General features: G+C 36.9%; 25 protein-coding genes and 1 tRNA gene. 16 read left to right on the top strand and 10 right to left on the bottom strand.

Annotation, left to right across the window (positions count from 1 at the left end; translation table 11 throughout):
- Positions 1-2 precede the first annotated feature (2 nt).
- Positions 3-1,256: a 2-oxoglutarate dehydrogenase complex dihydrolipoyllysine-residue succinyltransferase gene (gene odhB, locus M902_RS05245; protein WP_021266834.1), complete on the top strand. Its 1,254-nt coding sequence runs from the start codon at positions 3-5 to the stop codon at positions 1,254-1,256.
- Positions 1,257-1,332: 76 nt separating this feature from the next.
- The gene (lpdA, locus tag M902_RS05240) at positions 1,333-2,748 is read left to right on the top strand and encodes a dihydrolipoyl dehydrogenase (protein WP_021266615.1); all 1,416 of its coding nucleotides are present in this window, start codon (positions 1,333-1,335) and stop codon (positions 2,746-2,748) included.
- 85 nt (positions 2,749-2,833) lie between these two features.
- Here the strand turns inward: lpdA and M902_RS05235 are convergent, their stop codons facing one another.
- Positions 2,834-3,826 (bottom strand): hypothetical protein, encoded by a 993-nt coding sequence (locus tag M902_RS05235; protein WP_021266630.1) that lies wholly within the window; start codon positions 3,824-3,826, stop codon positions 2,834-2,836.
- 121 nt (positions 3,827-3,947) lie between these two features.
- Here M902_RS05235 and M902_RS05230 point away from each other — a divergent pair, with 121 nt between their 5' ends.
- Positions 3,948-5,534, top strand: a complete 1,587-nt coding sequence (locus M902_RS05230) for a PilZ domain-containing protein (protein WP_021267101.1) — start codon at positions 3,948-3,950, stop codon at positions 5,532-5,534.
- 93 nt (positions 5,535-5,627) lie between these two features.
- Here M902_RS05230 and M902_RS05225 read toward each other — a convergent pair.
- Positions 5,628-5,714: transfer RNA gene (locus M902_RS05225), tRNA-Leu, on the bottom strand.
- Positions 5,715-5,746: 32 nt separating this feature from the next.
- On the opposite strand from M902_RS05225, the gene M902_RS05220 reads away from it, so the two are divergent.
- Together M902_RS05220 and M902_RS05215 are read left to right on the top strand one after the other, a co-directional pair.
- The gene (locus M902_RS05220) at positions 5,747-7,093 is read left to right on the top strand and encodes a hypothetical protein (protein WP_021266930.1); all 1,347 of its coding nucleotides are present in this window, start codon (positions 5,747-5,749) and stop codon (positions 7,091-7,093) included.
- A 16-nt stretch (positions 7,094-7,109) separates the two neighbouring features.
- Positions 7,110-8,627 (top strand): hypothetical protein, encoded by a 1,518-nt coding sequence (locus M902_RS05215; protein WP_021266902.1) that lies wholly within the window; start codon positions 7,110-7,112, stop codon positions 8,625-8,627.
- A 74-nt stretch (positions 8,628-8,701) separates the two neighbouring features.
- On the opposite strand, the gene aat is transcribed toward M902_RS05215, so the two are convergent.
- The 4 genes from aat to M902_RS15775 are packed head-to-tail and all read right to left on the bottom strand — an operon-like array spanning position 8,702 to position 13,116.
- Positions 8,702-9,400, bottom strand: a complete 699-nt coding sequence (aat, locus tag M902_RS05210) for a leucyl/phenylalanyl-tRNA--protein transferase (RefSeq protein ID WP_021266825.1) — start codon at positions 9,398-9,400, stop codon at positions 8,702-8,704.
- Complete coding sequence (locus tag M902_RS05205) at positions 9,387-10,490, bottom strand: arginase family protein (protein ID WP_021266955.1); 1,104 nt, start codon at positions 10,488-10,490, stop codon at positions 9,387-9,389. Before M902_RS05205 ends, aat begins: the two co-directional genes overlap by 14 nt.
- An 11-nt stretch (positions 10,491-10,501) precedes the next feature.
- Positions 10,502-11,455 carry an NAD(P)-dependent oxidoreductase gene (locus tag M902_RS05200; RefSeq protein ID WP_021267059.1) on the bottom strand — a complete coding sequence of 318 codons (954 nt, stop codon included), beginning with the start codon at positions 11,453-11,455 and terminating at the stop codon, positions 10,502-10,504.
- 32 nt (positions 11,456-11,487) lie between these two features.
- Positions 11,488-13,116 carry a YiiX/YebB-like N1pC/P60 family cysteine hydrolase gene (locus tag M902_RS15775; protein WP_021266798.1) on the bottom strand — a complete coding sequence of 543 codons (1,629 nt, stop codon included), beginning with the start codon at positions 13,114-13,116 and terminating at the stop codon, positions 11,488-11,490.
- A gap of 160 nt (positions 13,117-13,276) precedes the next feature.
- Between M902_RS15775 and map the strand changes: the two genes are divergently transcribed.
- Positions 13,277-14,044 carry a type I methionyl aminopeptidase gene (gene map, locus M902_RS05190; protein ID WP_021266875.1) on the top strand — a complete coding sequence of 256 codons (768 nt, stop codon included), beginning with the start codon at positions 13,277-13,279 and terminating at the stop codon, positions 14,042-14,044.
- A 2-nt stretch (positions 14,045-14,046) separates the two neighbouring features.
- Entirely contained in the window at positions 14,047-14,745 is a 699-nt protein-coding gene (locus tag M902_RS05185) for a (2Fe-2S)-binding protein (RefSeq protein WP_021266954.1), read from the top strand.
- Here M902_RS05185 and M902_RS05180 read toward each other — a convergent pair.
- On the bottom strand, positions 14,738-15,322 hold the full coding sequence (locus M902_RS05180) for a hypothetical protein (protein WP_040314159.1): 585 nt from the start codon (positions 15,320-15,322) through the stop codon (positions 14,738-14,740). The genes M902_RS05185 and M902_RS05180 overlap by 8 nt on opposite strands.
- An 82-nt stretch (positions 15,323-15,404) precedes the next feature.
- On the opposite strand from M902_RS05180, the gene tatC reads away from it, so the two are divergent.
- The 5 genes from tatC to M902_RS05155 all read left to right on the top strand — a co-directional run bounded on the left by tatC (position 15,405) and on the right by M902_RS05155 (position 18,810).
- On the top strand, positions 15,405-16,136 hold the full coding sequence (gene tatC, locus M902_RS05175) for a twin-arginine translocase subunit TatC (RefSeq protein ID WP_052607397.1): 732 nt from the start codon (positions 15,405-15,407) through the stop codon (positions 16,134-16,136).
- Positions 16,137-16,152: 16 nt separating this feature from the next.
- Positions 16,153-16,665, top strand: a complete 513-nt coding sequence (locus tag M902_RS05170; RefSeq protein WP_021267105.1) for a DUF4149 domain-containing protein — start codon at positions 16,153-16,155, stop codon at positions 16,663-16,665.
- Positions 16,662-17,648 carry an ADP-glyceromanno-heptose 6-epimerase gene (gene rfaD, locus M902_RS05165; RefSeq protein WP_021266688.1) on the top strand — a complete coding sequence of 329 codons (987 nt, stop codon included), beginning with the start codon at positions 16,662-16,664 and terminating at the stop codon, positions 17,646-17,648. The genes M902_RS05170 and rfaD overlap by 4 nt, the downstream gene beginning before the upstream one ends.
- Positions 17,632-18,060: a FliG C-terminal domain-containing protein gene (locus M902_RS05160; protein WP_021266607.1), complete on the top strand. Its 429-nt coding sequence runs from the start codon at positions 17,632-17,634 to the stop codon at positions 18,058-18,060. The genes rfaD and M902_RS05160 overlap by 17 nt, the downstream gene beginning before the upstream one ends.
- 246 nt (positions 18,061-18,306) lie before the next feature.
- Positions 18,307-18,810 carry a TraR/DksA family transcriptional regulator gene (locus M902_RS05155; RefSeq protein WP_052607396.1) on the top strand — a complete coding sequence of 168 codons (504 nt, stop codon included), beginning with the start codon at positions 18,307-18,309 and terminating at the stop codon, positions 18,808-18,810.
- Between the two features lie 70 nt (positions 18,811-18,880).
- Here M902_RS05155 and M902_RS05150 read toward each other — a convergent pair whose 3' ends face one another.
- From M902_RS05150 to htpG, 3 genes are all read right to left on the bottom strand, one after another.
- The gene (locus M902_RS05150) at positions 18,881-19,273 is read right to left on the bottom strand and encodes a hypothetical protein (RefSeq protein ID WP_021266604.1); all 393 of its coding nucleotides are present in this window, start codon (positions 19,271-19,273) and stop codon (positions 18,881-18,883) included.
- A 14-nt stretch (positions 19,274-19,287) separates the two neighbouring features.
- Positions 19,288-19,716 (bottom strand): hypothetical protein, encoded by a 429-nt coding sequence (locus tag M902_RS05145; protein ID WP_021267103.1) that lies wholly within the window; start codon positions 19,714-19,716, stop codon positions 19,288-19,290.
- Positions 19,717-19,879: 163 nt separating this feature from the next.
- Positions 19,880-21,790 (bottom strand): molecular chaperone HtpG, encoded by a 1,911-nt coding sequence (gene htpG / locus M902_RS05140; protein WP_021267045.1) that lies wholly within the window; start codon positions 21,788-21,790, stop codon positions 19,880-19,882.
- Positions 21,791-21,957: 167 nt separating this feature from the next.
- Here htpG and M902_RS05135 point away from each other — a divergent pair, with 167 nt between their 5' ends.
- From M902_RS05135 to mce, 4 genes are all read left to right on the top strand, one after another.
- Complete coding sequence (locus tag M902_RS05135; RefSeq protein ID WP_021266989.1) at positions 21,958-22,491, top strand: asparaginase domain-containing protein; 534 nt, start codon at positions 21,958-21,960, stop codon at positions 22,489-22,491.
- Between the two features lie 17 nt (positions 22,492-22,508).
- On the top strand, positions 22,509-23,177 hold the full coding sequence (locus tag M902_RS05130; RefSeq protein ID WP_021266911.1) for a hypothetical protein: 669 nt from the start codon (positions 22,509-22,511) through the stop codon (positions 23,175-23,177).
- A 188-nt stretch (positions 23,178-23,365) separates the two neighbouring features.
- On the top strand, positions 23,366-25,246 hold the full coding sequence (locus M902_RS05125) for a hypothetical protein (RefSeq protein ID WP_021266868.1): 1,881 nt from the start codon (positions 23,366-23,368) through the stop codon (positions 25,244-25,246).
- A gap of 67 nt (positions 25,247-25,313) precedes the next feature.
- Entirely contained in the window at positions 25,314-25,724 is a 411-nt protein-coding gene (gene mce / locus M902_RS05120; RefSeq protein ID WP_021266740.1) for a methylmalonyl-CoA epimerase, read from the top strand.
- Positions 25,725-25,730 lie beyond the last annotated feature (6 nt).

The raw sequence follows: 25,730 nt of genomic DNA, 5'->3' as shown, positions 1-25,730 counted from the left end.
AAATGGCAATCGTAAAAATTACTATTCCACCAATTGGTGAATCAATTACAGAAGTTGCTCTAGGTGAGTGGCTAGTAGCTGACGGTGACTACGTTAGTGAAGGTGATGAACTAGTTGAAGTTGAATCAGATAAAGCAACTCTTCCTCTTCCGGCCGAAGAAAGTGGTGTTATTAAGATTATCGCTGAAGAAGGTGCTGAACTTGAAATTGGTGCAGTAGTTGCTGAACTTGATACTTCTGCATCGGCTCCAGCTGGAGAAAGTGCTCCTGCTGAATCGACAACAGACAATACTTCAGTTACAGCGAGCGCGCCAGCAGCGAGCTCTTCCAACGACAAGAATTATCCATCTCCAGCAGCAGCAAAGATTCTTGCTGAAAAAGGTGTGAGTGCAAACTCTGTGGCCGGTTCAGGTAAAGATGGAAGAATCACAAAAGCTGACGCTATGAATGCAAGTGCTGCTCCGAAAGCGGCTCCAGCAGCAAAGGCAGCTCCTGCTCCAACGATTGAAACTCAAGTTCCAACGATTGAAACTCAAGTTCCAACGGGTGGTGCAAGCAGAGCAAAAGAAGAAGTAAAAATGAAGCGTATCCGTAAGACAATTGCTAAGCGTCTTGTGGAAGCTAAGAATACAACGGCAATGCTAACAACTTTCAATGAAGTTGATATGTATAATGTAATGGAGCTTCGTAAGAAGTATAAAGATGCTTTTAAAGACAAGCACGATATCGGACTTGGTTTCATGTCTTTTTTCACAAAAGCATGTACAAAAGCTCTTATGGAAATCAAAGGTGTTAACGCACAAATTGATGGTGAAAATATCATTTATCACGACTATGCTGACGTTGGTATCGCTGTTTCAACTCCAAAGGGTCTAGTTGTTCCAGTTATTAGAAACGCAGAAAGTTTAAGTCTAGCTCAGATCGAAAAAGAAGTAAGAAGACTTGCTCTTAAAGGTCGTGATGGAAAGCTTACTGTTGATGAAATGACTGGTGGAACATTTACTATTACAAATGGTGGTGTTTTTGGTTCAATGCTTTCAACGCCAATTATTAACGTTCCTCAATCTGCGATTCTAGGAATGCACAATATTGTTGAAAGACCAGTAGCTGTTAACGGACAGGTTGTTATTCACCCTGTAATGTACCTTGCACTATCTTATGACCACAGAATTATCGATGGTAAGGAATCGGTAACATTCCTTAAGATGGTAAAAGAGATGTTAGAAGATCCAGCTAGAATGCTTCTTGATATCTAATTAAGTTAGGTGCCATGCACCTTTTGTTTCGCAAATGCGAAACCAAAGGTGCATGGCACCCATAAAAGGAATAAATATGAGTAAAGAATTTGATGTTGTTGTAATTGGTTCAGGTCCTGGTGGATATATCAGCGCTGTTCGCTGTTCACAACTTGGAATGAAAGTAGCAATCGTAGAAAAATATAATACTCTTGGTGGAACTTGCCTAAACGTAGGTTGTATTCCATCAAAAGCATGGCTTGATTCAAGCGAGAAGTTTCATGAGGCGACTCACGAGTTTGAAGCACACGGAATCACAACTGGAAAAGTTAAGGCCGACATTAAGAAGATGGCCGAGCGTGTAGCTGGTGTTGTTGCTGATACTTCGGGTGGTATTACTTACCTGATGGGAAAAAACAAAGTTGAAACTTTCCATGGTTTTGGATCATTTGTTGATGCACACACTTTAAAAGTTGAAGGTGAAAAAGAAGAAATTCTTAAAGCAAAGCATTTCATTATTGCTACAGGTTCAAAGCCTGCGACAATTCCTGGAATTGAAATTGATAAAGAAAGAATCATAACGAGTACTGAAGCTCTCAAACTTGAAACTCTTCCAAAGCATTTTATCGTTATTGGTGGTGGTGTTATTGGCCTAGAGCTTGGTTCTGTCTTTTTAAGACTTGGTTCAAAAGTTTCTGTCGTTGAATATGCAGACTCAATCCTTGCAACGATGGATAAAGATTGTGCAAAAGAGATGACTAAAGTTCTTAAGAAACAAGGTATGGAATTCTATACTGGTCATGGTGTAACTGAAGTCGTAAGAAAAGGCGCAAAAGTTGTTGTTAAGGCCAAGAAGAAAGGGGAGTCCAAGTCGAATGAAGAAGAGATTAAACTTGAAGGTGACTACTGCCTAATGGCCGTTGGGCGTCGTCCATATACTGATAATCTTGGTCTTGAGAATGCTGGTGTAAATCTTGATGAGCGTGGACGTGTAATCACTGACGATCACTTAAGAACTAACGTTCCACATATATATGCAATCGGTGATGTTACAACTGGTGCAATGCTTGCTCACAAAGCGGAAGAGGAAGGTGTTGTTGCTGCTGAGATCATCGCTGGTCAAAAGCCACATATTAACTACAACCTTATTCCAGGTGTTGTTTATACTTGGCCGGAAGTTGCTTCTGTTGGTGTCACTGAGCAAGAATTAAAAGCAAATAAAACTCCTTATAAAGCAGGTAAGTTTCCATTTAAAGCAAGTGGTCGTGCCCGTGCTTCAAATGAATCAGCTGGTTTCGTAAAAGTATTAGCTTGTAAAGAAACTGATGAGATTCTAGGGGTTCACATTGTTGGCCCACGTGCTGCAGACTTAATTGCTGAAGCTGTGACTGCAATGGAGTTTAGAGCTGCTGCTGAAGATATTGGACGCATTTGTCATGCGCACCCAACTTACTCTGAAGCATTCAAAGAAGCTGCTCTTGATGCTTTTGATAAAAAACCGTTGAACATCTAGTGCGGCATCTTAGCGACGCTAAGATTTGACGCACTATAGGCTCCCCAGAACTTTAGCTAAAAAAATATATTCAACAAGCCGACGTTTATGTCGGCTTTGTTGCCTCTGGAGCTATGGGAAAGTCTCTCTTTCTTATCTCCCCACTCGACAATTCAAAACTCCCATCCAAAAATATCTTTCGAATTAGGTATCCATCGACTTTCTCATTAGCACGACGCTTTTGAATGAGCTGCTGTATTTCTTGAGATAAGTTACAAGAGTTTACTGTTTCTATTCCATCAGTGAAGTAAATTGTTCGAGGAGGACACTTGAGCTCAAGAGTAATCTTTTCTTCGTCGTCAAAGTAGTGCTTTAGGCCTTCTGAATCTGCTAACCAAGGGTTTTGATCATCGATGATCATTAGATCATCATCTTTTTCTTGAAGCTCCTCAAATGCCTTAAACAATCTCGTTTCTTCTTTATGAGAAAAAATAAAGCTATAAGGGTTATGGCGTGGAAAGGTGAGTTTAGTTAGTTTCTTTTTGTGAGAGAAGCTATGTCCAAGGCGGTTTAAAAGTTCACCATGGGACTCGATGGCGATAATAGGAGCATCTACTTCTGTTATGATTTCATTTAGAACCTTTCCAACAGGGAAATAGAGAAAGAAGTAATCAATTTTATAGTCTTTGATTAAGTCTTTATGAAAGATATCATTGATAAAGATGTGTTTTGAATCTGATAGCTTAGCTGCCGCATAATCAATTCTCTCTTTGACTGGCTCGATGCTTATCACTCTAATATTTGGAAAAAAGTGATTGGCTACAAAGGCCATCTTTGCGTAAGAGGCTCCGATATCACAGATGGCGATCTCCTTAGCATGATTCAATTCATTGATTCTTAGTAGAATTTCATAGAAGTCTGAGAGGGAAGTATTAATGGCCTCTTCTTGTAGGCCACAAAGATAGAATTCTCCTGGTGAAGTTCGTTCTCTCTTGTTTAATCTTGCTTCGATTTTTTCAACAACTTGCACCTGAAAGCCAATTAATTTGGCCAATTCTTCTTCTCTTCTTACTAAGTGATTTTTATTGGAAGTTTCCACAATTCAATACCTTATCATCTCTCAAATAGAAGTTTGTAAACAAAAACAGAGTAAACTACTAATATTATTAAATTTTAGTTTAAATCTTACCGATATACTAGTTAGAACAGCTGAGGATATATTGAAGAAAATCTTTATAGCAGATACATTCACAACTTTTAGAGAGATCGATATTAATGATCTCTACGTTGAAGCGCTCTCTGGTGTCGTTTTCTCTAATCAATTTGGTTTTGATGTTAAGAAGTCACAGTGGCTTGAGTTATCTAAGATGAGTTTTCCTCGAGTTGTGATTGATGCTTTAAGGCCAAGCCCCGAAGTATTTGAAAGGCCAGTCTCTGCGCCAGACGGATACAGTATTAAAAAAGAAGAGTTAGTGGGGAAGAGTACTCATAATAATGAATTACTAAACGCAATTTCTAAAATTGTTAAAGATGAAATATCTACAATCGGAGATCAACTTCGAGAAGAGTTTAGTCAAAAGATCTCGAGTGTAGAAGAGAGAATTGGAGACATTACTCAACTGGTTGGCTCATCAAGTAGTGACCGAAGTGATGTGATTATTGGTAAGTTAGAGTCAATCTTAGATGAAACACATCTTATTAGTGATGTTAATCGTAAAATTACAAAAGTTTTATCGACGGCACGTGAGCTGGAAGATGGAAACTCAAACTCTCAAGAATATCAATCGAAGTTTAATGCTTTAAAAATTAAATATAAAAACCTTGCCGTTGAAAATAAAATTGCAAGAAAGAATCTTTCAAAGGTAATTGCAAAGGCCAAGGCCTTAAATGCAAAGCTTGAAGTCGCTGAAAAAGAATTAGAAAATTTTAAGAGTTATACAGATAGTAAAATCGGTATTTCTGCAGTTAATGAAGAAGTGAAAATTGAAGATGTGTCACTACTACACGAAGCAAAAAGTGCTGGGCCTAAGATTAATCTTATTTCACGTAACTCTCTTACTTTAGAAGATGAGGACCGTACTGTTGAGATCGACTTAAGTGAAGAAGCTACTGGAGAGTTTGATATTTCAAGTGGTGGCCTTGAAATAGCAACTCGTGCTCAAGTTGATGATTTAGAACTTGATCGCCTAAATATTGAAGGACTTAAGAATGGTAAGTCTTTCGAAATCTCAAATAAGAAGTCATGGCAATATGACACAGGTGCCGGTGTTGTTGGGCCCTTACGCTTTGATGAAATGCTAGTTGATTTAGAAAAGAACATTATTACGCCTGAAACACTTGTTAAAAGGAAGGCCGGTGCCACATGGGTTGCCGCTAAAGAGTGCCTTGAACTTAATACGCAAGCGAAATTGGTTTCAGAAGATAAAGAAAATCCAGAAAATAATAAGTATCTAATTGAAAGAACTGAATACCGAGTTGATCTTCAAGAATTGATTTCATTTTCACTTGTCGGAGTTCAAAAAGAGTACAAGGGCTACCTGACAAATCTTTCCCTCAGTGGGGGATTTATTGAAGTTACAAAATTTGAAAAAGAATTTGACAAAAATACTCGTGGCACAATCTATATCTCAGAGGGGCTTTTTGGGCGCGCTATCGCAGTTGATTTCACTATTATGAGAGCTTCAAAGAATCGTCCTAGAGGCTTTGGAATGCGCTTTGAATCTGTATCGGACTCGATCATGGAAGTGATTGGGGAGCGAATGATTGAAATTCTTAATAATAATGACGAGTCAATTAAAGCTGCATAATTTAAAATTTTGCAATGCGTTTCAAAAAAACGGACTGAATCACTCTAAGTCCTTGATTAAATAAATGTATCCGTTGATAATTAAGAAAAGGAATGGTGGTTCGGGCGGGACTTGAACCCGCACGGGGTTGCCCCCACTGGATTTTAAATCCAGATTGTCTACCAATTCCAACACCGAACCGCTATTTGTGTTTAACGATTTTGGACTATAACGTGTATATTTGTCAATTCAAAAAAACTACTAAATTCATTTTTCTTTTACTTGTAATTTTCATTGTTGGATGTGCAACAAAAAAAATTGTACTACCAACTTCTCAGGTTAAGCCGACTTGGTTTTCAGGAGAAGGTAATTTCAATTATCTAACTTATGAGGGGAGAGTCGTTCCTCACTTATTTTTCGACTTTGCACCACGTATGGATATGCGTACTAAGCTTGTTGACGTCTTTATTACAACGCCCCGTGATAGTGAGGTTCATTTCGAACTTGACTTAGTTAGTGGTCGAATTTTTAAAGAGCGTAAATTTTGCAAAGAAAAAGATATTTGGAATGATTACACATCAAATATATCAACTCCAAACTTTTCTTGGGCCGTTATCCCAAGACTTCTGGGGCGAAATGGAAAGCCTCAGCGTGTGGCCGTCTTCGGTGACTTAAAATACCTTGTTGATGGTAGCTTCCCACGTGAAGAAACCATTCAAGTTCAAATCATCGGTGGCCATATCTTAAAGTCTTGCTTAACAGGACTTTGTGACTTAAATGATGACTGGAACTCAGAAGTCATTCTAATAGCAAAGAGCATGCTTGATGAGTCTCTTCAAGAGGTCCAAGGGCTAAATTCCCTAAAGAAGTATGTGGACTGGAAATATGCGAAGGCTTTTATTGAAAATTCAATGGGGCGTAATGATGTGGGGAGAAAGCTTAAGGGTGCCTATCGTTTAGAATCTCCAATCCTACCTAATCGTGCTCTTAAGTATGTTATCAACTCTGGCCACTTGTTTACTAACAGTGAATTGCAAACATTGAAAACTTCATGTCGTAAGGTATACGATGATGCCCTTGTAATTTTTAGTAAAGAAGAAGGGATCTCTCAACGATTTGTTGAGTTTTATCGTAACCACCTTGATCGTTTTAGTTTATGTCGAAAGTATGTGCGTCCTTTTAATATTCAAAAGGAGAAGGATAAGCATTGGAAGCTGGAATTTTTAACGGCCTTTGAAAATGCAGTTCAAACAGGCTACTATTTTGACTGTCGTTTAAAGACATGGGTACGTAATGTTAGGGATAGCAAAGGTAGATTTGTTGTCGATCAAAGAAAATTAATTGGGGGATGTCGCGATCGTGAAATTGCAGCTTCATTTCCTGCAGCTGTCACATTATTATCTAGTGCTGCTAACTCAGGGGCCCCTTATTATCGTTATATTGAATACGATAGTGGTGCAGACACATTCAATCAAAAGATATATAATTGGGTGTGGTCAAATGGGAAGAAACAAAGTTGTGCTCCAGATAAAGAAGTTGAGACAATCTTTCCATACGATGTAAGACTTAATTTAAAGTAATTGGAAAATTAAATAGATGAATATTTTTGATATCACGAATGAAATTCAGATAAAATCAAAAGCAGAGCTTTCAATGCTTATGCTTTCATACTTTGATGATCAGCATATCGTTTTCTCTGGCCTGTCATGTCTTGATCTCTTAAACGCAGCTGAGCTTAAGGAAAAGTATAATCTTTTAAACTCGCGCTTTTTACTCATTTACCAATTTCAAAACTTGAATGACCACAAAAGATATTTCTACGCCCTTTCATTAGGCTATGGACAAACAGCGCTTTCATTTGCTCACTTGTTTGAGTCTATGACTTGGTTTGAGGCCGAAGTTAATCGAAACTTTGGCGTTCATTTTTATCGAAAAGAAGACCGTATACAATATGAGGTTATTACACCAGCTAGCAAGTATCACTTAGAAAAAGATAATCTCGAAGGTTCTTTATGTGAATCGTACCATTCACCTTTAAAAAATACAGGTGAAGAAGTCGAAGTGCCGGTTAAAAAGTTTAATAATCCATTTTCTACTTCTATAGTGCGTTTTAATATCAATGAAAATCGTATAAGTGATACCTACTTTGATTTTGATTTTAGTAAGTCAGAATCTTTAGAAAAGAAAATTGAGGGGAAGAGTCTAGAAGAGGCCATCTCCTTATTATTGAAATCAAATTTACCTCTAAAGAGTATCACGTCTTTGTTATGTCTTGAGCTAACTGAGTATATTGAAAACCTAGAGACAAGTAGTTCAGTGAAAATTCATCGTATGTTTATTTATGAAATTCTTTGTGCTCTTGAGAATCTAAAGTGTTTAGAGAAAGTCTTTAACCTGTCATCATTTACAGAGTTACATCAAATTTTAAATTATCAATTTGAGACACTAAATAATTTAACAAATCTTTCGAAGATGCAATCCAAAGACGAGCTCGGTGAATTAATTAATTGTGAAGATCGTAAATGGGTCTATGATATTAGAGATCGAATTCATGATTATCAGGAAATTATCAATGATATCATCCAGACGATAGAAGGGAATAAGTACTTTTTAAATTTAGAAAGCTACTTCCACTCAAATCTTGGTGCCCTAGACTTTTCACTTAAGTCGATGCCTCTTCAAAGCTATGGTTATCACTATAATAGTAAAAAGTATGAGCCTTTCTACGAATATAGCGATCTTATAAATACTGAGTTCCTCGCTTTGAATGGAACAACTTATGAACTCCTATTAATTCGACTAAAAGAATTAAAGAATACCTATTCAAATATTATTAAAATTTGTGAAGAATATCCTATTATAAGGAAAGATGTTGAGCTAAGCGCTGGCCCGGTAAAAACGGGGATATTTCTTGCGACAACACAAGTATCTTCAGGTGAAATTTCAATAATTTCATATCTTAAAGATAATGGTGTAATCGATCGCTTTCACTTAATTTCGCCGACAATGGCAAATATAAAATACTTCTCAAAGAGACTAAAGAAATTCGCTCTTTCACAAATTGCCTGTGAATGGAATGCTTTAGGTATTAGTGAAGAGGAAATTGTAAAATGATTCTATCTAAAAATATTTATCAAAGCCGTTGGCGTATTGCGATCTTTTTTAAGAGGGCCGCTTTATATTTAAAATTAAAAAGACTTAAGTAGATCTTTTACGGGTACTCTCGTATGCGGAAACTTGATAGGTGTTTGGTTAAATAATTGTTCAATTTCACTTATAAAGATACTACGATCTAATTCAATCGCTCCAAAAGATTTAGTAATAGGTGTCACCATTTGAGTATCAAGAAATGGAATCTGATTTCTTAATACTACTGAAAGAATTGCTAATAGGGCAACCTTTGAAGCATTAGACTCTTTGTAGAACATGGACTCACCACTTAGGAAATGCCCCATGCTAACTCCATAGAGCCCGCCAATAAGTAAGTTCTTCTCATCTCTAACTTCTACACTATAGGCTAGATCTTGATGGTACAAATTAAAATAACCTTCAATGATTTCGTCAGTAATCCATGTACCTTCTAAAGAGCCTGAGTGAACTTCTTGGCATTGTCTGATAACTTCTAAAAAGTCTTGATTAAATGATATTGTCCAGTCACTTTTTCTGACAAATTTAGCTAGAGAGCGACTTACTTGAATGTCGTCGAAACGAATAACACCTCTTTGTGGGGGTGAAAACCAAGCAAGGGGATACTCTTGGGAAATTGGCCAGGGGAAGATTCCACTTTGATAGGCCAATAGGAGAGAGTCATGGTGTAGGTCTCCACCAATTGCTAATAGCCCTTGCTCATCTGCGATCTCAACTGGGGGAAACTCAATTATTGGCACTAATCATGGCCTCCATCATAAGAGAGCTCATTGCTGCTCCTACTTCTAGTGTTGTTCGAGAGCCTTCCTTGCTTAAACCTACTAGCGGAGCAATTTCAACCATGTCTGCACCAGTTAGCTTAAAGGCATTAGTAAACTCTTTAATCATTGTAGCACACTCATGTGGCATTAACCCTTCTGGCTCAGGTGTTCCTGTAGCACTCGCTACGCTTTCATCAAGGGCATCAATATCAAAACTGATATAAATCTCTTCGATTCCTTGTGCCTTAAGTTCTTTAATTGTTTTAAGTGCTAGTTCCTTTGCGCCAATCTCTTTTACATCTTTGGCCCAGTATTGATTTAGGCCAAACTCACTTTCCCAGTGCTCTTTTGATTTTCCTGTTGAGCGAATACCAAATTGGTAGCAATGCTTAGGTGTTTCTAGATCATCTAATACATGCGTTAGCCATGAACCAAAGCAGTAATCAATTCCTAGTCTTTCTCGTAAAAGGTCAGTGTGTGCATCAAAGTGAATAAGCCCAACTTTCTTACCAAGCGATCTACGATTATTGATCCAGGCCTTAACTAGTGGAAAGCTCACTGAGTGATCTCCTCCAATACTAAAGATCTTTAGTTCTTTATTTATTTTGAAAACTTCATCAACACTTGCTTTTGCAATACTAAGTGGAGAAACACTTAATTGTTTTCCCCCGTATAGTGCATTCTGAGCACTCTTTATTGTTTCGTCATTTAAATACTTATCGTGTAATAGGTGAGGTATTACCCTAATATCTCCTAAGTCAAAACATTGCTGGTACACTTCAAGATGTTCTTCTATTAGTGTATTTCTAAGAAATAAAGGCCCCCAGTTTGCACCTCTTTGAATTCCGCCGCCGCAGTCAGAGGCTACTCCTAAAATAGCGCAACCATTAATAACTGCAAGCTTTGAAAGTTCACTAGTCCAAGCTGTTTTGATATCTTGATCTTGAGTTGTGTTATAGAGAACTTTAGTTAACTTATCTTTTCTTTCCTTGGCAGTATTTACTGTGAATACTCCAAAACCTGGAGGGCATAGATAATCATTTAATAATGTTTCATTTGTTTTAGTCATATATATGGTCCTTAAATTAAAAAATTACCCTTTACTCGAGAGCTTAGCAGAGCTGTTTTATAAAGCTCAAGTTTCTGATCATGAAGATAGTCTCTAACAACGCGTTTTTCAAATTTTATAATAGCATCGTTAATCCCCTTATAGACTCCTGCAATATGTGAGCTGAGGGTTATGTTAGAAAGGTGATTGAACTCACTAAACTCAATTGGCTCTTTTTCAAAGACATCAATAATAGCATGGGCCTCTTTATTTTTACTCAAGAAACTTACCAAGGCCTGTTGATCGATTAGCTTGCCTCTTGCAGCATTCATGATGAGAACGTCATTTTTTAAGAGGGAGAAAATATCTTCATTGAGAAGGTGATGTGATGTCTTATTTAATGAACAGGCCATGATGATAATATCAGAGTTAGTCAGTTCTTCTTGAAAGTACTTAGTATTTTGTTGTTTATTTTCGTATGGATCATAGTAGCTAACATTAACATCTAGTGTTTCAAGTGCATTCCCTAGTCTTTCTCCAATTGGACCACGTCCAATAATAAGAGTTTTTTTTGTGTGAAGTAGCTTCCTATTGTAAGTCCTAGCTTGATCCCATTGATGACGCTGAGGAATATTTCCTTGATGATTCAAGAGGGATTGAAGGTAGAATTGTGCCACTGCATTTGCTCTGATCTCATTTCCTAACACAATAGGGAAGGTTGCGTTTTTCACAAAATCAAGTGAGAAGTTGTCATAGCCTGAGTTTGGATGAATCCATAATGCAATATTTGTATGCTTAAGCGAACTTACGATATTTTCGTTATCTGTGTAGCTAGTTGAGATTACAATAACATTTTCATTATCTGGAATCTCAATAGGGGTATCCACGCACTTGACGCCAAGTTGCTCTAGAGATTGCCTTTCTTTAACGCGAAAGGCCTCTCCTTGATAGCTTGATATTTCTGGTCGATAGAAGTAATAGTTCATATCCTTAATCTAGCAATTTTTTCTTTTCTTTACTAGAAGGCGCTATAAATTAAGTCCTTCTTGTTCATTTTACACTTTTTATAAGTGCGATATCGACCATTTATATTTGAGTAGCGATCACTATCTGCAATTTTTATTAAACGACATGATTTGTACATCTTCGTATATATATCTCTTGAGCTATCATATTCAAAACCAAGATTATTTCCCATTTGTTCTTTTGAAATTTTGAATAATCTTTGCTCTTCGTTTGCTTTTATGGAACTAATAAACTCAATTTGAGAGTCCTTATAATATGCATTCGCGATAATCTCATCTGGGGATACTGTATTTCTGCCTAGAATATAGCTTGTTGGCCACCTTTTGTGTCCAAATGCGTGATATGGAACTTCTGAGCAGACAACTTTATCAAGAGTTGTTACATCAAAGTTAAAGTCATATTCCTTGTCAAGTTGTTCAAGAGCGACTTTCGTTACCATCTCCTTTGTCCACTTATTATCTAATATACCTTTTTCACGAATAATAGTAATTTCATCGATTTCTAAAAATTCCTCAAGTGAAGCAAGGCGACTACCTGGTCTAATCGACTCGACAATAACTTTACCCGCTCGAATCTTGTTGTGGTACTGCTGTATAAAAGGAGTGTTCCAAAGACCTACATTTTTTAGCTTCTCTTCTGTTCCAAGATAAATTGCGACATGACCAAAGTGGCCAGGAATAAAAAAGTCTGTTGCTGCAAAAGGTGTTTTCTCCGCAATAATATCAAGTGGTTTAAGTATGGACTCAAGGTCGTTTAAAATCATTTCATTTTCATGCATATAACCGTGGCGGAAACGTAATTTTCCAACAAGATTTCCAAACATTCCTGAGACAAAGTTCGTCGTTCGATTAAAGATTTCAGTGAACCAGTCACCAACATCGTTAATTTCTATTTCAGGAATTCTTTTTGCAAGAAAACGTTCTTCGATTTCAAAATTATCAATTAGTACAATACCTCTTGTTAAATCAGGGTTTAGTAGTTTTAGATAGTAGTAGCGGTAGTCAATATATAGTTTAATATCATTTTGCAGTTGACGATTAAATCTTTCACTTCCTGCAATTTTTGAGAATTGTTTAATAATTTCAATCTTCTTTTCATCATCAATTATTTTAATTATCTCTTTCGATAATTTTTTTATTGTTGGATTTTTATAAAAAACGTCATGAACTACCAAGTAGAGATTTACATAATTAATTTTTGCAAGCAGGTTTGTGACCTTTATTTGTGTATATTCTAATTCTGAATATGAACGGTTGTTGGATAGGCTTTTAGTTGTGTAAAGACTTGATTTCTCCATAATTAGAATTAATGTGTCTAGTAGTCTTGCAAAAATGGCCAGGTCTGCACCTTTAATAGGTTTATCGTTGTTTGCTTGTCGGTAGAGAATATTAGAGTATTCTTTTGTAACATTCACAAGTTTATTACTGGCATTTATTATTTTTTCGAGCTCTCTAATATTTTGGCCATTGTTTAATGGATCATATCCTGCTTCATTGACTCTTTCTTGAATTTCACTAATCAGAGTCACCGTTGAATAGAATACTTTTTCATCTTGCATAGTTTGAGCCTGCGTATTGAATACGTTCACAGTTAAGAGGAAAATGGCGATAATAGTTTTCATTTTATGTCCTAAATATTGATTTGTTTCGCGCCATTATGCCATTTTAAGTACTTAGCGTGTTGTAAATTGTAAAATTTTTAATTTGTCTATTCTTTAGTGGTTCAAACTATGTTAAAAGGTATGTATATTTAAGCACTTAGAATGAACTGAAGGGAAAAGTATGATATCGATCAAGTCGAAACGCGAAATTGAATTAATGAGAGCTACGTCGAAGTTAGCGGCATCAACTCTTGAGTATATTGAACCATTCGTAAAACCAGGTGTAAGCACAGAGGAATTAAATAATCTTTGTCATGAATATATTATTAAAAATGGTGCATATCCATCACCATTAAATTATCACGGTTTTCCAAAGTCTGTTTGTACTTCACTTAATGAAGTTGTCTGTCATGGAATTCCAAATACAAAAGATGTTCTCAAAGATGGTGATATTTTAAATATCGATGTCACAACATACTTAAATAAATTCCATGGTGATACAAATAAGACCTTCCTTGTTGGAAACGTTTCTGATGAAGTTAGGAAGCTTGTTGATGTTACTTACCAGTGTATGATGGAAGGGATCAAGCAAGTTCGACCAGGTGGTCATATTGGGGATATCGGCGCTTCAATTATGGAGATTGCACATGATCACGGCTATGGCGTTGTTGAAGATTATTGTGGACACGGAATTGGACGTGAGTTCCATGAAGACCCACAAGTTGTTCATGTTGGTAAAAGAGGTAAGGGCGCGGAGATGAAGCCTGGGATGACTTTTACGATTGAGCCTATGATCAACCTTGGTACAAAAGACTGTAAAGTTCTTAAAGATGGTTGGACTGTACTTACAAGAGATAAGAAGTGGTCGGCGCAATTTGAACACACTATTTTAGTTACAGAAAGTGGCTTTGAGATTCTAACTCTTAGAAGCGATGAGGTTCATCCTTAATAGTGAATACGACTCTAATCGCACCAGATTTAAAAATTAATAATCCATGTCGAATTGAGCTTAGGTTTTCTAAGCACAATGAAGTGCGTGAGTTTTTTGTCGAAAGTGATGATTGCTCTTTAAAAGAGCTCATTGTTAAGACTCTTGAAAGAGCAAAGAACTCTAAAAGCCAATTATTAATTGAAATTGAAGATACTCTTAGGCAAAACGCACAAAAGTCACTAGAGCTATTTAGCTTATACAAAGAAGTATTAAGTTACTTCTCTCCTAATCAACTTATGGCCATTGATACAGAGAATACTCTGTGTCGATGTTTTGGTGTTAGTCGCAGTGAAGTTGCTGCGCTAATAGAAAGGGGAGCAAGTGATGCTTTAACTGTTACGAACCTATCAAAGGCCGCAGGTGGATGTGGTTCTTGTCTTTCAGATATCATCCCAATGTTTAAAACAAGCCGCGAAGAAAAAGTAATTCCAGCTGTGAGTTTCAATGCCTTTAAAAAAGATATGGTAGCAGGTAAAAGGCCCTATCAATTTCTATTAGAAGATATTTACCCTTTAGCTGAAAAGCTTGGAGGAATTAGTATCGAGGGACTTATTGGCCATCATCTCTATATTATTGGTGACGAAGAGGCCATGAGTTCTAAAGAGTTTGTTTCTCAAATAACGGCACAGGACTCTGAGTTAAGTATTTTCTTTATTTAGTTTTTTTACATTTCTTTAATATGACATCAATATTTTCTAGAGAACCATAAATTTTTAATAGGGACTCCTTTGAGCCTTTTAGAGTTGAGAGACCTACTTCTCCTTCAAGGTAGCGATAGCGAGCATAGAACTCTTTTAATCCTGGAATATTTTGTTCAAGGCAATCAGGACTGCTTGCTTGTATTTGAATTTTCGCAAGGTATTCGATAAGAATCTTAATGGACTTCAGACGAAACTCATTATAAGTCGACATCGAATATTGAACACCAATACCTCCGTCTTCTTCTTTAAAGTCAAAGATTTTTCTCTGGCCTGTTGTTAAGGCCTTAAGAAGCTTTAAAGTTGGTGACTTACTTGGCTCAGAACAGAATTTATTGAAATAACCCTTTGAGAACTGAGGGTTACCAACAGAAGAAATCTCATTGATCATAATTTGATTTAAATGATAACGTGGCCCCGTATCGTGCCTCTTGGCATAGTAGCTTTCTTCTTGTCCTAGACATAGTAATATCGTCTTGGCCTGGGCCGGAAGAGTAATCATTAAATTAACAATAAAAATTAATAATGGGTATTTCATTTGTTCTAACTGTGTTAAATTATTAGTATCAATTTATTTTACTTTAAGTATGGATGGAAAACTAGGGTAAGTTTTGAAAGAGATGGGATTAATTGACCATTTAGAAGAGTTACGCTCTGCGCTTATTAAGATACTAATCATCATTTTAGTATCTTTTGTTGTTTGCTATGCCTATGGTGACCTTATCCAAGAGATTTTACTAAGACCACTTAGAAACGCTTTAGGAGATTCAGGTGGGGGCAAAGTTGTTTATCTTGGACTACTTGATAAGGTACTTTCTCAATTTCAGGTAGCATTTTACTCAAGTGTTATTGTTTCTTGTCCTTTATGGTTTTACCAAGTTTGGAAGTTTATCTCGCCTGGTCTCTACGATCATGAGAAGAAGGCCGTTAAGCCTTTCCTTATTATAGGCCTCTTTCTTTTCGCTACTGGTGTAAGCTTTGGCTACTTCATTGTCTTTCCTCTCACATTTGAAACGTTAATGGGATTCGGAGTACAGAATGTAGAAGCAACAATTGGCCTTAAGGATTATCTCGTTCTTTCAAGTAAGGTTCTCGTTTTTCTAGGACTTATTTTTCAATTACCAAATATACTTCTTATTCTCGGTTTTATGGGAATAGTGACTAAGCAGTCGTTAGCAAAAATGAGACGCTATGTATACGTTGGTTTTGCTCTGGTCTCTGCCATGCTGACTCCTCCTGATGTAATTACAATGATGGGGCTTTGGGTTCCACTTGTTGCTCTTTTTGAATTGGGGATCTTGGCCGTTGCGTTAATTGTTCACCCATATCTTTCTCGTCATCACATGAAATAGGCGGTATGATTTCTTTATGAAATCACTACTAAAGAAACACGTATTATTAAGTTTAATTTTTGGCGTCTGCCTTTCATGGTTTTTTGCAACGGTCTTTATTGACTTCATTGCAGCTCCTAATATCTTTCGAAATGTTAGCTCTTTAAAAGAAGCGGGGACTCTCGGTGGGATTATTTTCACTTCATTTAATATCATTGAAATGATCTTTGCCGTGCTACTTATCATCGCTACATTTCTCTATAGGAAAAAAGGTAAGACAACTTTTATTATGAAGTTCATCGCTGTAACAACTCTCGTTCTAGCAATCGTGTATACGACTCAGCTTTCTCCTGGTATTCGAGACTCACAGATTGCGAAATCAAACTACACTCATACTGATGAAGAGTATCAGGTTTTCGAAGATAAACTAAGAGGTTATCACAAGCTCTATGTTCGTCTTGATAGCTATAAACTCCTGGCCCTTTTAACAATGTGTGGAGTCTCTCTTGCAGCTCTAATGAAATTAGAAAGCAAAGAAGGTGAGGCGTGATTCTAGTAACTGGTGGCGCTGGCTTTATCGGAAGCGTTCTCGTTGCTAAGTTAAATGAGCTTGGACGTGATGATATTATCATTGTTGATCGTTTTGATCACAATGAGAAGTGGAAGAACTTAAAAGGCGTAAAGTATGCCGAGTACTTTCACGCCGATGAGTTTATCGATATTCAACTTGAAGAAGTTCATAAACAAATTTCTTGCATCTATCACATGGGTGCCTGTTCGTCGACAACTGAAATGGATATGGACTATTTAATGACTAATAATGTAGGACATTCAAAATTCTATTTTGACTTGGCCTGTGATTTAAATATTCCTTATATCTATGCTTCCTCTGCCGCTACTTATGGTGATGGTGAGCTTGGCTACGAGGACAAGGAAGAGGAAGTTGGAAAACTTCGTCCACTAAATCCTTATGGATATTCAAAACAATTATTTGATGAGTGGGTTCTAAATCAGACTGATCGTCCAAAGCATTGGTTTGGATTAAAATTCTTCAATGTCTATGGCCCTAACGAGTATCACAAAGAAGAAATGCGCTCTCTTGTTCATAAGGCCTTTGAACAGATAAATGAAGTTGGTAAAGTTAAACTTTTTAAGTCTCATAAAGAAGGCTATGAAGATGGTAAGCAGCTTCGCGATTTTGTCTATGTTAAGGATGTAGTTAATGCGATTATCGAATTATCAGAGAGGGAGATGGCCAAGCACTCTGGTATTTATAATATCGGCACTGGCCGTGCAGACAGTTTTCTTAATTTAGTTAATCAAACATTCATTGCTATGGGACGAGAGCCTAATGTCGAATTTATCGATATGCCAATGCATCTACGTAATCAATACCAATACTACACGCAAGCTGATATGGATAAATTTAGAAAGATTCTTCCTAATTTCGAGTTTCGTATTGTTGATGAAGGTGTTGCCGACTATGTTAAGAATCACTTGATGAAGGACAATCCATATGTCGAAAAACTCTAAAGAGTCTGGATTTGAAGCAATTCTTGAGGCCATCTCTTTAATGAATAAAGAAGAGAAGGAAACCTTAATTACAAATATTACAAAAATGGATTTTGATTTAGCTGATAAATTGCGTGCAAGTATGTATCGCTTAAAAGATTTACAATTCATCACACCACAAATGATGAGTGAATTCTTAAGGGAAGTTAAGACTGAAAGCTTAGCAAAGGCGTTAAAGCTTGAAGAAGAAGAGGTTCGCGATGGTATTCTTGCAAAGCTACCTAAGAGTATTCGTGAAGACATTCTTTTTTTTATCCAAAAAAAACTTCCCAAGTCTCAGGCCCTAGAGGCCCATCAAGAAGTTATGTTAATCTATTCAAAGATGATTGATGACGAACGTCTAATTATCTCGCGAGATGATAAGCTCGTATAAACTCAACTAAAATTAACGACTGGTGCGTTCTGACAGTGTCAATACTGGCCTTGTAAAGTCAGACTGGCACCAAAATCCTCTCTTGCACCATCTAATTCCATAAAATTTATCCGAATAACCGACTAAAAAGTTGGCACGGTCATTGCTTTATAAATAGCAGAGAAAGGAATCTCTCTAAAGTTATCAGGAAGAAGGCTTTAGGAAAGATGTAATGGACTACTAATTTTTAGATTGAATGGAGATATTATGAACAATGAACAAAAAGAACATTTCAAAAACTTATTCATTAATCTTAAAAATCAGCTGGTCAGTGCAACAGGAAGTGTCGAGCAAGTACTAACTAATCAGACCAGTGGTGACATTATCGACCAAACTTCAAATGAAAGAGATGCTCAACTAAAACTTAAGCTTATGGGAAGAGATAAATTTCTACTGAACAAAGTTGATCGTGCTCTTGAAAAAATCGCTAGCGGTACTTTCGGGGAGTGTGAAGAGTGTGGTGATGAAATCTCAATCAAAAGACTTCATGCAAGACCAATCGCAACTTGTTGCATTTCTTGTAAAGAAGAGCTTGAAAGAGAGGAGAATTCTCGTACATATGAAAAGCGTTCTCATACAAATGGAAATGCAATGAGTGCACATAATAAGAATGTAGCTTTTAAGCATGCCGATGGAATGGATGAAAATACAAATGTTGTTTCTATTGAAACATTCGCAAGAAGCTTTGATGAGAAGAATGCAGCATTTTAAAAGATAACTTTAAGCAAAGGATACATATAAAAAAGGCCAGTTTGTAACTGGCCTTTTTTTATTTGAAAATTTATTTTGATAGTACAACATAAAGAAGAATATCTGCTTCTTCATTACTTAACTCTTCTCCAGAAGAAATCTCACCAGCATTCTCTAATTCGTATCTAATAAGATCTCTTATCGAATCTAGAGTGTCTTGATCTTCTCTTTCAATTGCTCTTTCCACCTCTTCTCGATTTAGGTTGTTAATTGTATTTGCTGTAACCTGTAGGGAAGAGACACTTACTGCAAATGAAGTTTGAAGCCCTAGTGTTACAGTCATCTCAGTATAGAGGCCAGCTGCATAAACCCAACCGGTTGTTACCATTGAGCTTGTATCAAGAAAGTCTTTTGTTGCCTCAAGGGCATTGGCCGAGTTAGTAATTGTTAATGCCATAAGAATTGATAAAGTAAGTTTTTTCATTTTATCCCTCAAATTTATTCTTCTGATTCGTTTGGTATATAAAGCGCGACATTGATAAGCTGATCAACATCTTCATCAGATAGCTGCTCAAGGCTTTCAATTTGTCCCCCTGCTTTTAGGTCTTCTCTTACCATGTCTCTAAGAGAGTCAATAATATCGATATCGCGTCTTTCAATAGCACGCTCAATTTCTTCTCTGTTGTAAATTCCTAGGGATTCTTTTGTCATCTGAACTGCCTCAGATGGATTAAATACTGCAAGAGAAGCTAGAAATGTCGCATGAGTTACCGAGCCTACTGCTTGAATAGCAAATCCGATTGGTGCCACTGTTATAGCTGTCGCAACAGATGTAGATGGCATATCTTCATACATTAGACTTGGCATTGCTTGCGCACTATTAGTTAAAGTAGCCGATACTACAGTTGTAAGAAGTATTCTCTTCATTAATCGTCCTCTCTTGATATTGCATCTAGATTTATATACGGCCAAATATAAACGAAAAGACTGTGGAAGGGGTAAGTTTTGAAAATTATATAGAGGTACACGCCACCTTTTTATATTTTAAGCTATTAACTTCTTAAAATCACGAAAAGGTGGCGCGTACTATTTAATTGATTTGATTAGATAATTCGCTAATAAGTTCTTGCGAGCGTTTAACGAATACATCTCTTTCTTCTGGCTTTAGCCCCTCGCTAGAAATTCCCGCTAGGTCTTCAACATGCTGACAAAGCTTCTTTGCTAGGTTTTCATTCTTTCCACTGGCGTGGATTTTAAATGCACTTTGAACAAGTGGGTTCGATGTATTTACAACAAGAGTTTTCTTTACCGGGAACTGCTGCCCACCACCCATTGATTGCGTCATTTGAGCAAAACGCTTCATTGACTCATCAACTTTAAAGTATGCAGGAGTCTGAGCATTGGCCATACGACCGATTTCAAGGCCCTTGCTTGCTGGCGCTTCACCTTCTTTTTCTTCAAGCTTGATATCAAGAAATTTTGCAAACATCTCTTTAACTTTTATATCGTCTTCAGAAGTTGTTTCGCTTCCTAAAAGGTTTTCAATTTCTGAGTCAACACTTACGAACTTGATTTCAATTTCTTCTTCACCCTTCTTGAATTTCTTCATCTCCGAGTGTTGAATAAAGTGTGGATCAATATGGTTGTCTGTTTCAAGTGCCCAAATACCAGCTTCTTTAAGTTGAGTTAGTAGAGATTGGTTTGCCGCATCCTTTTCATAGTATAAAATTTTTCCGGTCATTTTCTCTGCGTACTCTTCAGGTACTGACTCTAGGTATTGGTTAAGTGTAACAAATTTTCCCTCATTTGTTTTAAATAGGGCGCGTTCACGCATAATTGCATCAAATTTTTCATCAGATACACAACCGTATTTTACAAAAAGTCCAATGTCTTCCCAGATACTCTCATACTTTTCTCTATCTTTCTTATTAAGAAGTTTAAGTGCTTCGGCAACTTTCTTAACGATATAATTAGAGATTTTTCTTACGTTTGGATCACCTTGTAAAGAAGAGCGAGAAACGTTTAGAGGAATGTCATGTGAGTCAATAGCACCTTTTAGAAGGCCAAGAAACTCAGGAATAATATTTTTTACGTTATCTGAGACAAAGACCTGACGACAGTAGAGACGGATATTCTTATCTCCAACTGGCTTCATTGGATTGTACTTAGGGAAGAATAAAATACCATTTAATGTAAACGGGTGATCAACATTTAGGTGAATCCAAAATAGAGGCTCGCCATCCATTGGAAATAGTTTGCGATAAAGGCTCTTGTAGTCTTCATCTGTTAATTCTTTAGGATCACGCTTCCAAATTGGATTTGTATCATTGATAACTGTTGCGGCCTTCTGAGTTCCGTCTTCATCTTTCTCATTAACATCACTTAGTGCAATTTCATATGGCATGAAATCACAATGGTTAGAAAGAGTTTCATTTAGCTTCCATTTATTTAAAAACTCAAGAGAGTCTTCGTTAATATGGAGAGTGATTGTTGTCCCAATTTCTTTTTTATCTGAATCTGAGAAAGTGTATTCAGTATCACCTTCACAAGTCCACTTTGTGGCCGTAGCGCCTTCTGTCATTGAGAGTGAGTCAACTTCTACTTTTCCTGCAACCATAAAGGCGGAATAGAAACCTAGACCAAATTTACCTATGATATCTTTATTCGATTCGCCACCAGCATCTTCCATTTTTTTGATAAACTCTTCCGCACCAGAGAAGGCGAGTTGTGCAATATACTTTTCAACCTCTTCTTCAGTCATCCCAATTCCGTTATCTGTAACGGTGATGGTCTTTGCTTCTTTATCAACGGCCACCGAAATCTTACCTGTTGGTAGTTCTGCTCCTGTTTGACGCGCTAGAGTTGACCTCTTTGTAATAGCATCACTTCCGTTGGCAATTAGCTCGCGGATGAAAATATCATGCTCTGAGTAAAGCCATTTCTTAATAATTGGAAAAATGTCACTTGTAGCAACGGAAATTTGTCCTGTGCGATTAGTCATCGATACTCCTTCATATATAATCAAGTAGATAATTGTCTTATGTTTCAAAGATGGGAGCTAAAGCATCTACGTCAAGGGTAGAGAGTAAAAAAATTACTTAAATTCTTAAAATCATTTAAAAAATTAGGTATAAGATAGGTATTCATAATTTATAGAGAGGAAAGCACATGGAAAACCATGTTCACGATATACAATTAATTTCAACAGGTGGAACAATCGAGAAGTCATATAGTGAAAGTGATGGATCTTTAAAGAATCGCGATTCCTTTATACGCCAGACCATTATTGATCGCCTTAGGCTTCCATACACTAAGCTTCATATTACAAATATCATCAATAAAGACTCTTTGTATTTTACAGACTACGACCGTCAAGTGCTGCTAAAGACAATTAAGGCACAGTTGGAGAAAAATATTCCACTTATCGTTCTTCACGGAACTGATACTATGGCAAAGTCTGCTAAATTTGTTTATGACGCTCTAGACGGTGCAAAGGACCTTCAGGTACCGATTATTTTTACTGGTGCTATGAAGCCAATGGGCTTTGTTGATAGCGATGCATTTCAAAATGTTACAGAAAGCCTATATGCTGCTAAAATAGTAGAAGCTGGTATTTATATTTCATTTCACGGCCAACTATTTAAGGTTCCTGGTGTTAGAAAGAATCATGCTAAGCGAACTTTTGAATATATTGAAGATTAGATCAAAGGGGAATGCAAATGGACATGGATCATGAAGAGGGATCAATTGAAATAAGTAAGAATTTTTCTTTTATTGATTCAATGTACGAAGCAATAAGTGGGATGAAGGGAAAGCTTCCTCATTATCTACCTCTATTCTTCCTTTCATTTGCGCTTAAGGCCTATGGCCTTGCATACTTTAATGTTCGAGATGATATGACAGTTATCACTGTCGCGGCCGTTAATGTCATTGGGACAATTATTCAATCAGTGTTTATTCTAAACTTCTTTTTCTTTGCTTTTGAAAAACTACAATATCGCGTATCTAAAGTTCTCTGGGATATTCCAACATATATGTTCTATGGCTTTTTAACATCTCTTTTGATGTTTTTAGGTGCCGTCTTCTTTATTATTCCTTTTTTCTACGTGGCCTACTTCTATAGCTTCGTGGCCATGACGGCAATTCTCTTTGATAAAGAAGGTGAGTCAAATTTTGCTATCACAAAGAAGAAAGTTTCAACTCTTGGGGGAACGTACTTCTTTTATCTGGTGATGGTTTTTATCATTTCTGGGGTCTCTCTGGTTGTTACGAATTATGCTCCAGGAACAGGGATTGCTATTGAATTAATTTACGTGATTTGTCTGTTATTGACTCTTATTCAAGATGTTCTTACAGGTGTCATTGTATCTTTATTTAGAAAAGCCTAGTTTTTTACACAAACTCTAAAATTTACCCATATTTTGGGCAGCTTACTAAGGATATAGTTCGTAAACTCAGTTACTTAGAGACTCATCGGCATTTTTTTCAAGTTCAGGGTTAATATTTACTAAGGGTTAACTTAATTTTTGCTCATTTCGATAAGTAGAGTGAAGATTATTAACTTAAGGCCTAATTAATGATGAAGAATGTCTTAGTCTACCTATTCACACTTTCCCTTCTTGTCTCTTGTATGGAGCAGCCTCGTTCTGTGCGCGATCTTGTGGAGAATCCTTCAGAGGAAGTAGGTAGTGGTGATAATGGAAGTGGTGGTTCATCTGGTGGAAATAATGCTACCGATGGTGACAATGATGTTGTGACAAGTATTCCTGAATCGACGGCCGTTGAAATCACCCAAATTATTGATCCAAATACTGGATCTTTTAAAAAGAAAGTTTCGATCCCAAAAGACTTTAGAGGAAAACTTCACCTAACAGGTCTAAATATTTCGTCACTAAAGAATCGTGTTGTTAAAGGTCGTTTTTACTTTGGACGCGAGAGAACACCAATTGTTTTAGATGGTGTTGTTGGACAAGTTCCTGGTTCTGGAATTACTGAATTTTCGACAATTAACGTTATCACATTCGATTTAGCAGACAAGAAGTTTAACGATATTAGACTTCTGTATGACCTATTTGACTACAATGATTATGATAACGATACGGCCGAAGACATTGAAAGTGATGCAACAAATGCTGGTCTTTACTGTCGTGGTCTCCGCTTAGAAGATGACCCAACTTTTACCTCTTCAATTAGTCATCCATACTGTAACCAAGCAGGGGATGTATGTCTTTACTCTTATGCTAAGATTAAAGATCAAACTCTTTGGTATGATGAAATTGTAAATGCGGAAACTGTTTCAAAAACAAATACTCCTGTTTTTGAACAAATTGATATTGAAGGTAATCTTCTTGCAAATGAATCACTAGAAACAAATCTTTATAAGTGTCTTCCTGATAAGAAAGACTCGGCAATGTTTCAGAGTCTGTTTGGTGTAAATCATCCATCGGCCGTAGGGACAGCTCTGGCCCTAGGTGGTGGAGCATATGACTACAGAGGTCCATATCGTATTCATAACGAAGACGAGTGGGAAATTAAAGGAGCAGCAGTTTATCAGTCGGGTACGACTCCTAGTGCAATTTTTAAAGCTCCTCTCGCTGGTGCAGCAGACTTTACAAATATTGCTTCAGGTACTCAAGCATACCTTTTCCCACGTGCTGGTAAGATTAATTATCAAACAACAGGAATTCAATACCTAGGCTCTCAAGAACCATTTGCAAACCGTTCAGTTCAAACTTTGAATGCGGCCGGTGATACATACTATATGGATGGATGTAATATTAGAGCTAAGAATTATAACGCCACAACAGGTGAGACCGTTTCAAGTTGTAATGTTACAGGAACTATTGAACTATTTACAATGGAAGATGGCTTCGAAGTTCAAATTGCTGAAACAAAAGAGATTAAATTACAACTTCTAAAAACTGGTCTTGGTGCCAAAGATGGTTACGATTTCAATTCTCTTAAGTCATGTAGTGCAAACCGTGAATGTGGATCAGGAGAGTGTTGTTTTAATAACCGCTGTTTTTCACGCTCAATTGTAGGGCAGTGTAGTGATGATTTTGATCCAACAGGAAACCTTCCAACTGGAAATAGTTGCGGTTCAGATTTTGACTGTGCTTCACTCTGCTGTGATGGGACGACTAATACATGTCGTGATCATATTAATAATGACTTTGAACAGGTTCTTTGTTCAAAAGTTCCAAACCAGAGTTGTGTCTCGAAAGAGTTCTGTCGTATCGAATACGTTAGGCAGTGTTACCTCATTCGCGTCAACGACCCTAATAACGCTCTTTCTTGTGAGAAGAGATGTTATTCAGTTCCAACTTTTGGCGATTGTGTAAATGGCCTTTGTAAGCCACCAATTACACCTCAAGAGCCAGCAACTCCAACGACACCTGCCGATTGTTCGGGTGAGAATGTTCTGGATTCGCCACCATTTAACTTGAGTGATCTGTAAGGTTGCTCAAGTTTGCTGACTTTTCTATAATACTTAAAAACGATTAAGTAAGAAAAGTGGAGAAATCATGTTTAATAAAGATTGTTTCCTAGATCATATTGCGATTGCAGTTGAGAATCTAGATAATGCCGAAAAAATTTATCGTGACTTAGGTTTAGAGTTTAATCACCGAGAAGTGGTTGAAGATCAACAAGTGACGACTTCTTTTGCTCATATTGATGAAAATGCTCATGTTGAATTACTTGAACCAATTAATGGTCAGGGCCCAATTGCTAAGTATCTTGAGAAAAAAGGCCCAGGGATTCACCATATGTGTTATCGCGTTCCTGATGTTGTAAAAAAGTCACAAGAGCTTAGGGACTTAGGTTATAATCTTCTCTATGAAGCGCCACGCAAGGGAGCGAATAATTGTTTAGTCAACTTTATTCACCCTAAATCAACAGGTGGAGTTCTCATCGAAATTGCTCAAAAAATGTAAGGAGAA

The organism is Bacteriovorax sp. BAL6_X (assembly GCF_000443995.1).
Taxonomy (GTDB): domain Bacteria; phylum Bdellovibrionota; class Bacteriovoracia; order Bacteriovoracales; family Bacteriovoracaceae; genus Halobacteriovorax_A.
This window is presented reverse-complemented; position numbering and strand designations above follow the sequence as displayed.

Bases quoted from the DNA above. Each gene is read 5' to 3' on its own strand.
- odhB (WP_021266834.1), top strand. From the start codon at position 3: ATGGCAATCGTAAAAATTACTATTCCACCAATTGGTGAATCAATTACA.
- lpdA (WP_021266615.1), top strand. From the start codon at position 1,333: ATGAGTAAAGAATTTGATGTTGTTGTAATTGGTTCAGGTCCTGGTGGA.
- M902_RS05215 (WP_021266902.1), top strand. From the start codon at position 7,110: ATGAATATTTTTGATATCACGAATGAAATTCAGATAAAATCAAAAGCA.
- M902_RS05205 (WP_021266955.1), bottom strand. From the start codon at position 10,490: ATGACTAAAACAAATGAAACATTATTAAATGATTATCTATGCCCTCCA.
- M902_RS05200 (WP_021267059.1), bottom strand. From the start codon at position 11,455: ATGAACTATTACTTCTATCGACCAGAAATATCAAGCTATCAAGGAGAG.
- M902_RS15775 (WP_021266798.1), bottom strand. From the start codon at position 13,116: ATGAAAACTATTATCGCCATTTTCCTCTTAACTGTGAACGTATTCAAT.
- map (WP_021266875.1), top strand. From the start codon at position 13,277: ATGATATCGATCAAGTCGAAACGCGAAATTGAATTAATGAGAGCTACG.
- M902_RS05180 (WP_040314159.1), bottom strand. From the start codon at position 15,322: ATGAAATACCCATTATTAATTTTTATTGTTAATTTAATGATTACTCTT.
- tatC (WP_052607397.1), top strand. From the start codon at position 15,405: ATGGGATTAATTGACCATTTAGAAGAGTTACGCTCTGCGCTTATTAAG.
- M902_RS05170 (WP_021267105.1), top strand. From the start codon at position 16,153: ATGAAATCACTACTAAAGAAACACGTATTATTAAGTTTAATTTTTGGC.
- M902_RS05160 (WP_021266607.1), top strand. From the start codon at position 17,632: ATGTCGAAAAACTCTAAAGAGTCTGGATTTGAAGCAATTCTTGAGGCC.
- M902_RS05155 (WP_052607396.1), top strand. From the start codon at position 18,307: ATGAACAATGAACAAAAAGAACATTTCAAAAACTTATTCATTAATCTT.
- M902_RS05150 (WP_021266604.1), bottom strand. From the start codon at position 19,273: ATGAAAAAACTTACTTTATCAATTCTTATGGCATTAACAATTACTAAC.
- M902_RS05145 (WP_021267103.1), bottom strand. From the start codon at position 19,716: ATGAAGAGAATACTTCTTACAACTGTAGTATCGGCTACTTTAACTAAT.
- htpG (WP_021267045.1), bottom strand. From the start codon at position 21,790: ATGACTAATCGCACAGGACAAATTTCCGTTGCTACAAGTGACATTTTT.
- M902_RS05135 (WP_021266989.1), top strand. From the start codon at position 21,958: ATGGAAAACCATGTTCACGATATACAATTAATTTCAACAGGTGGAACA.
- M902_RS05130 (WP_021266911.1), top strand. From the start codon at position 22,509: ATGGACATGGATCATGAAGAGGGATCAATTGAAATAAGTAAGAATTTT.
- M902_RS05125 (WP_021266868.1), top strand. From the start codon at position 23,366: ATGATGAAGAATGTCTTAGTCTACCTATTCACACTTTCCCTTCTTGTC.
- mce (WP_021266740.1), top strand. From the start codon at position 25,314: ATGTTTAATAAAGATTGTTTCCTAGATCATATTGCGATTGCAGTTGAG.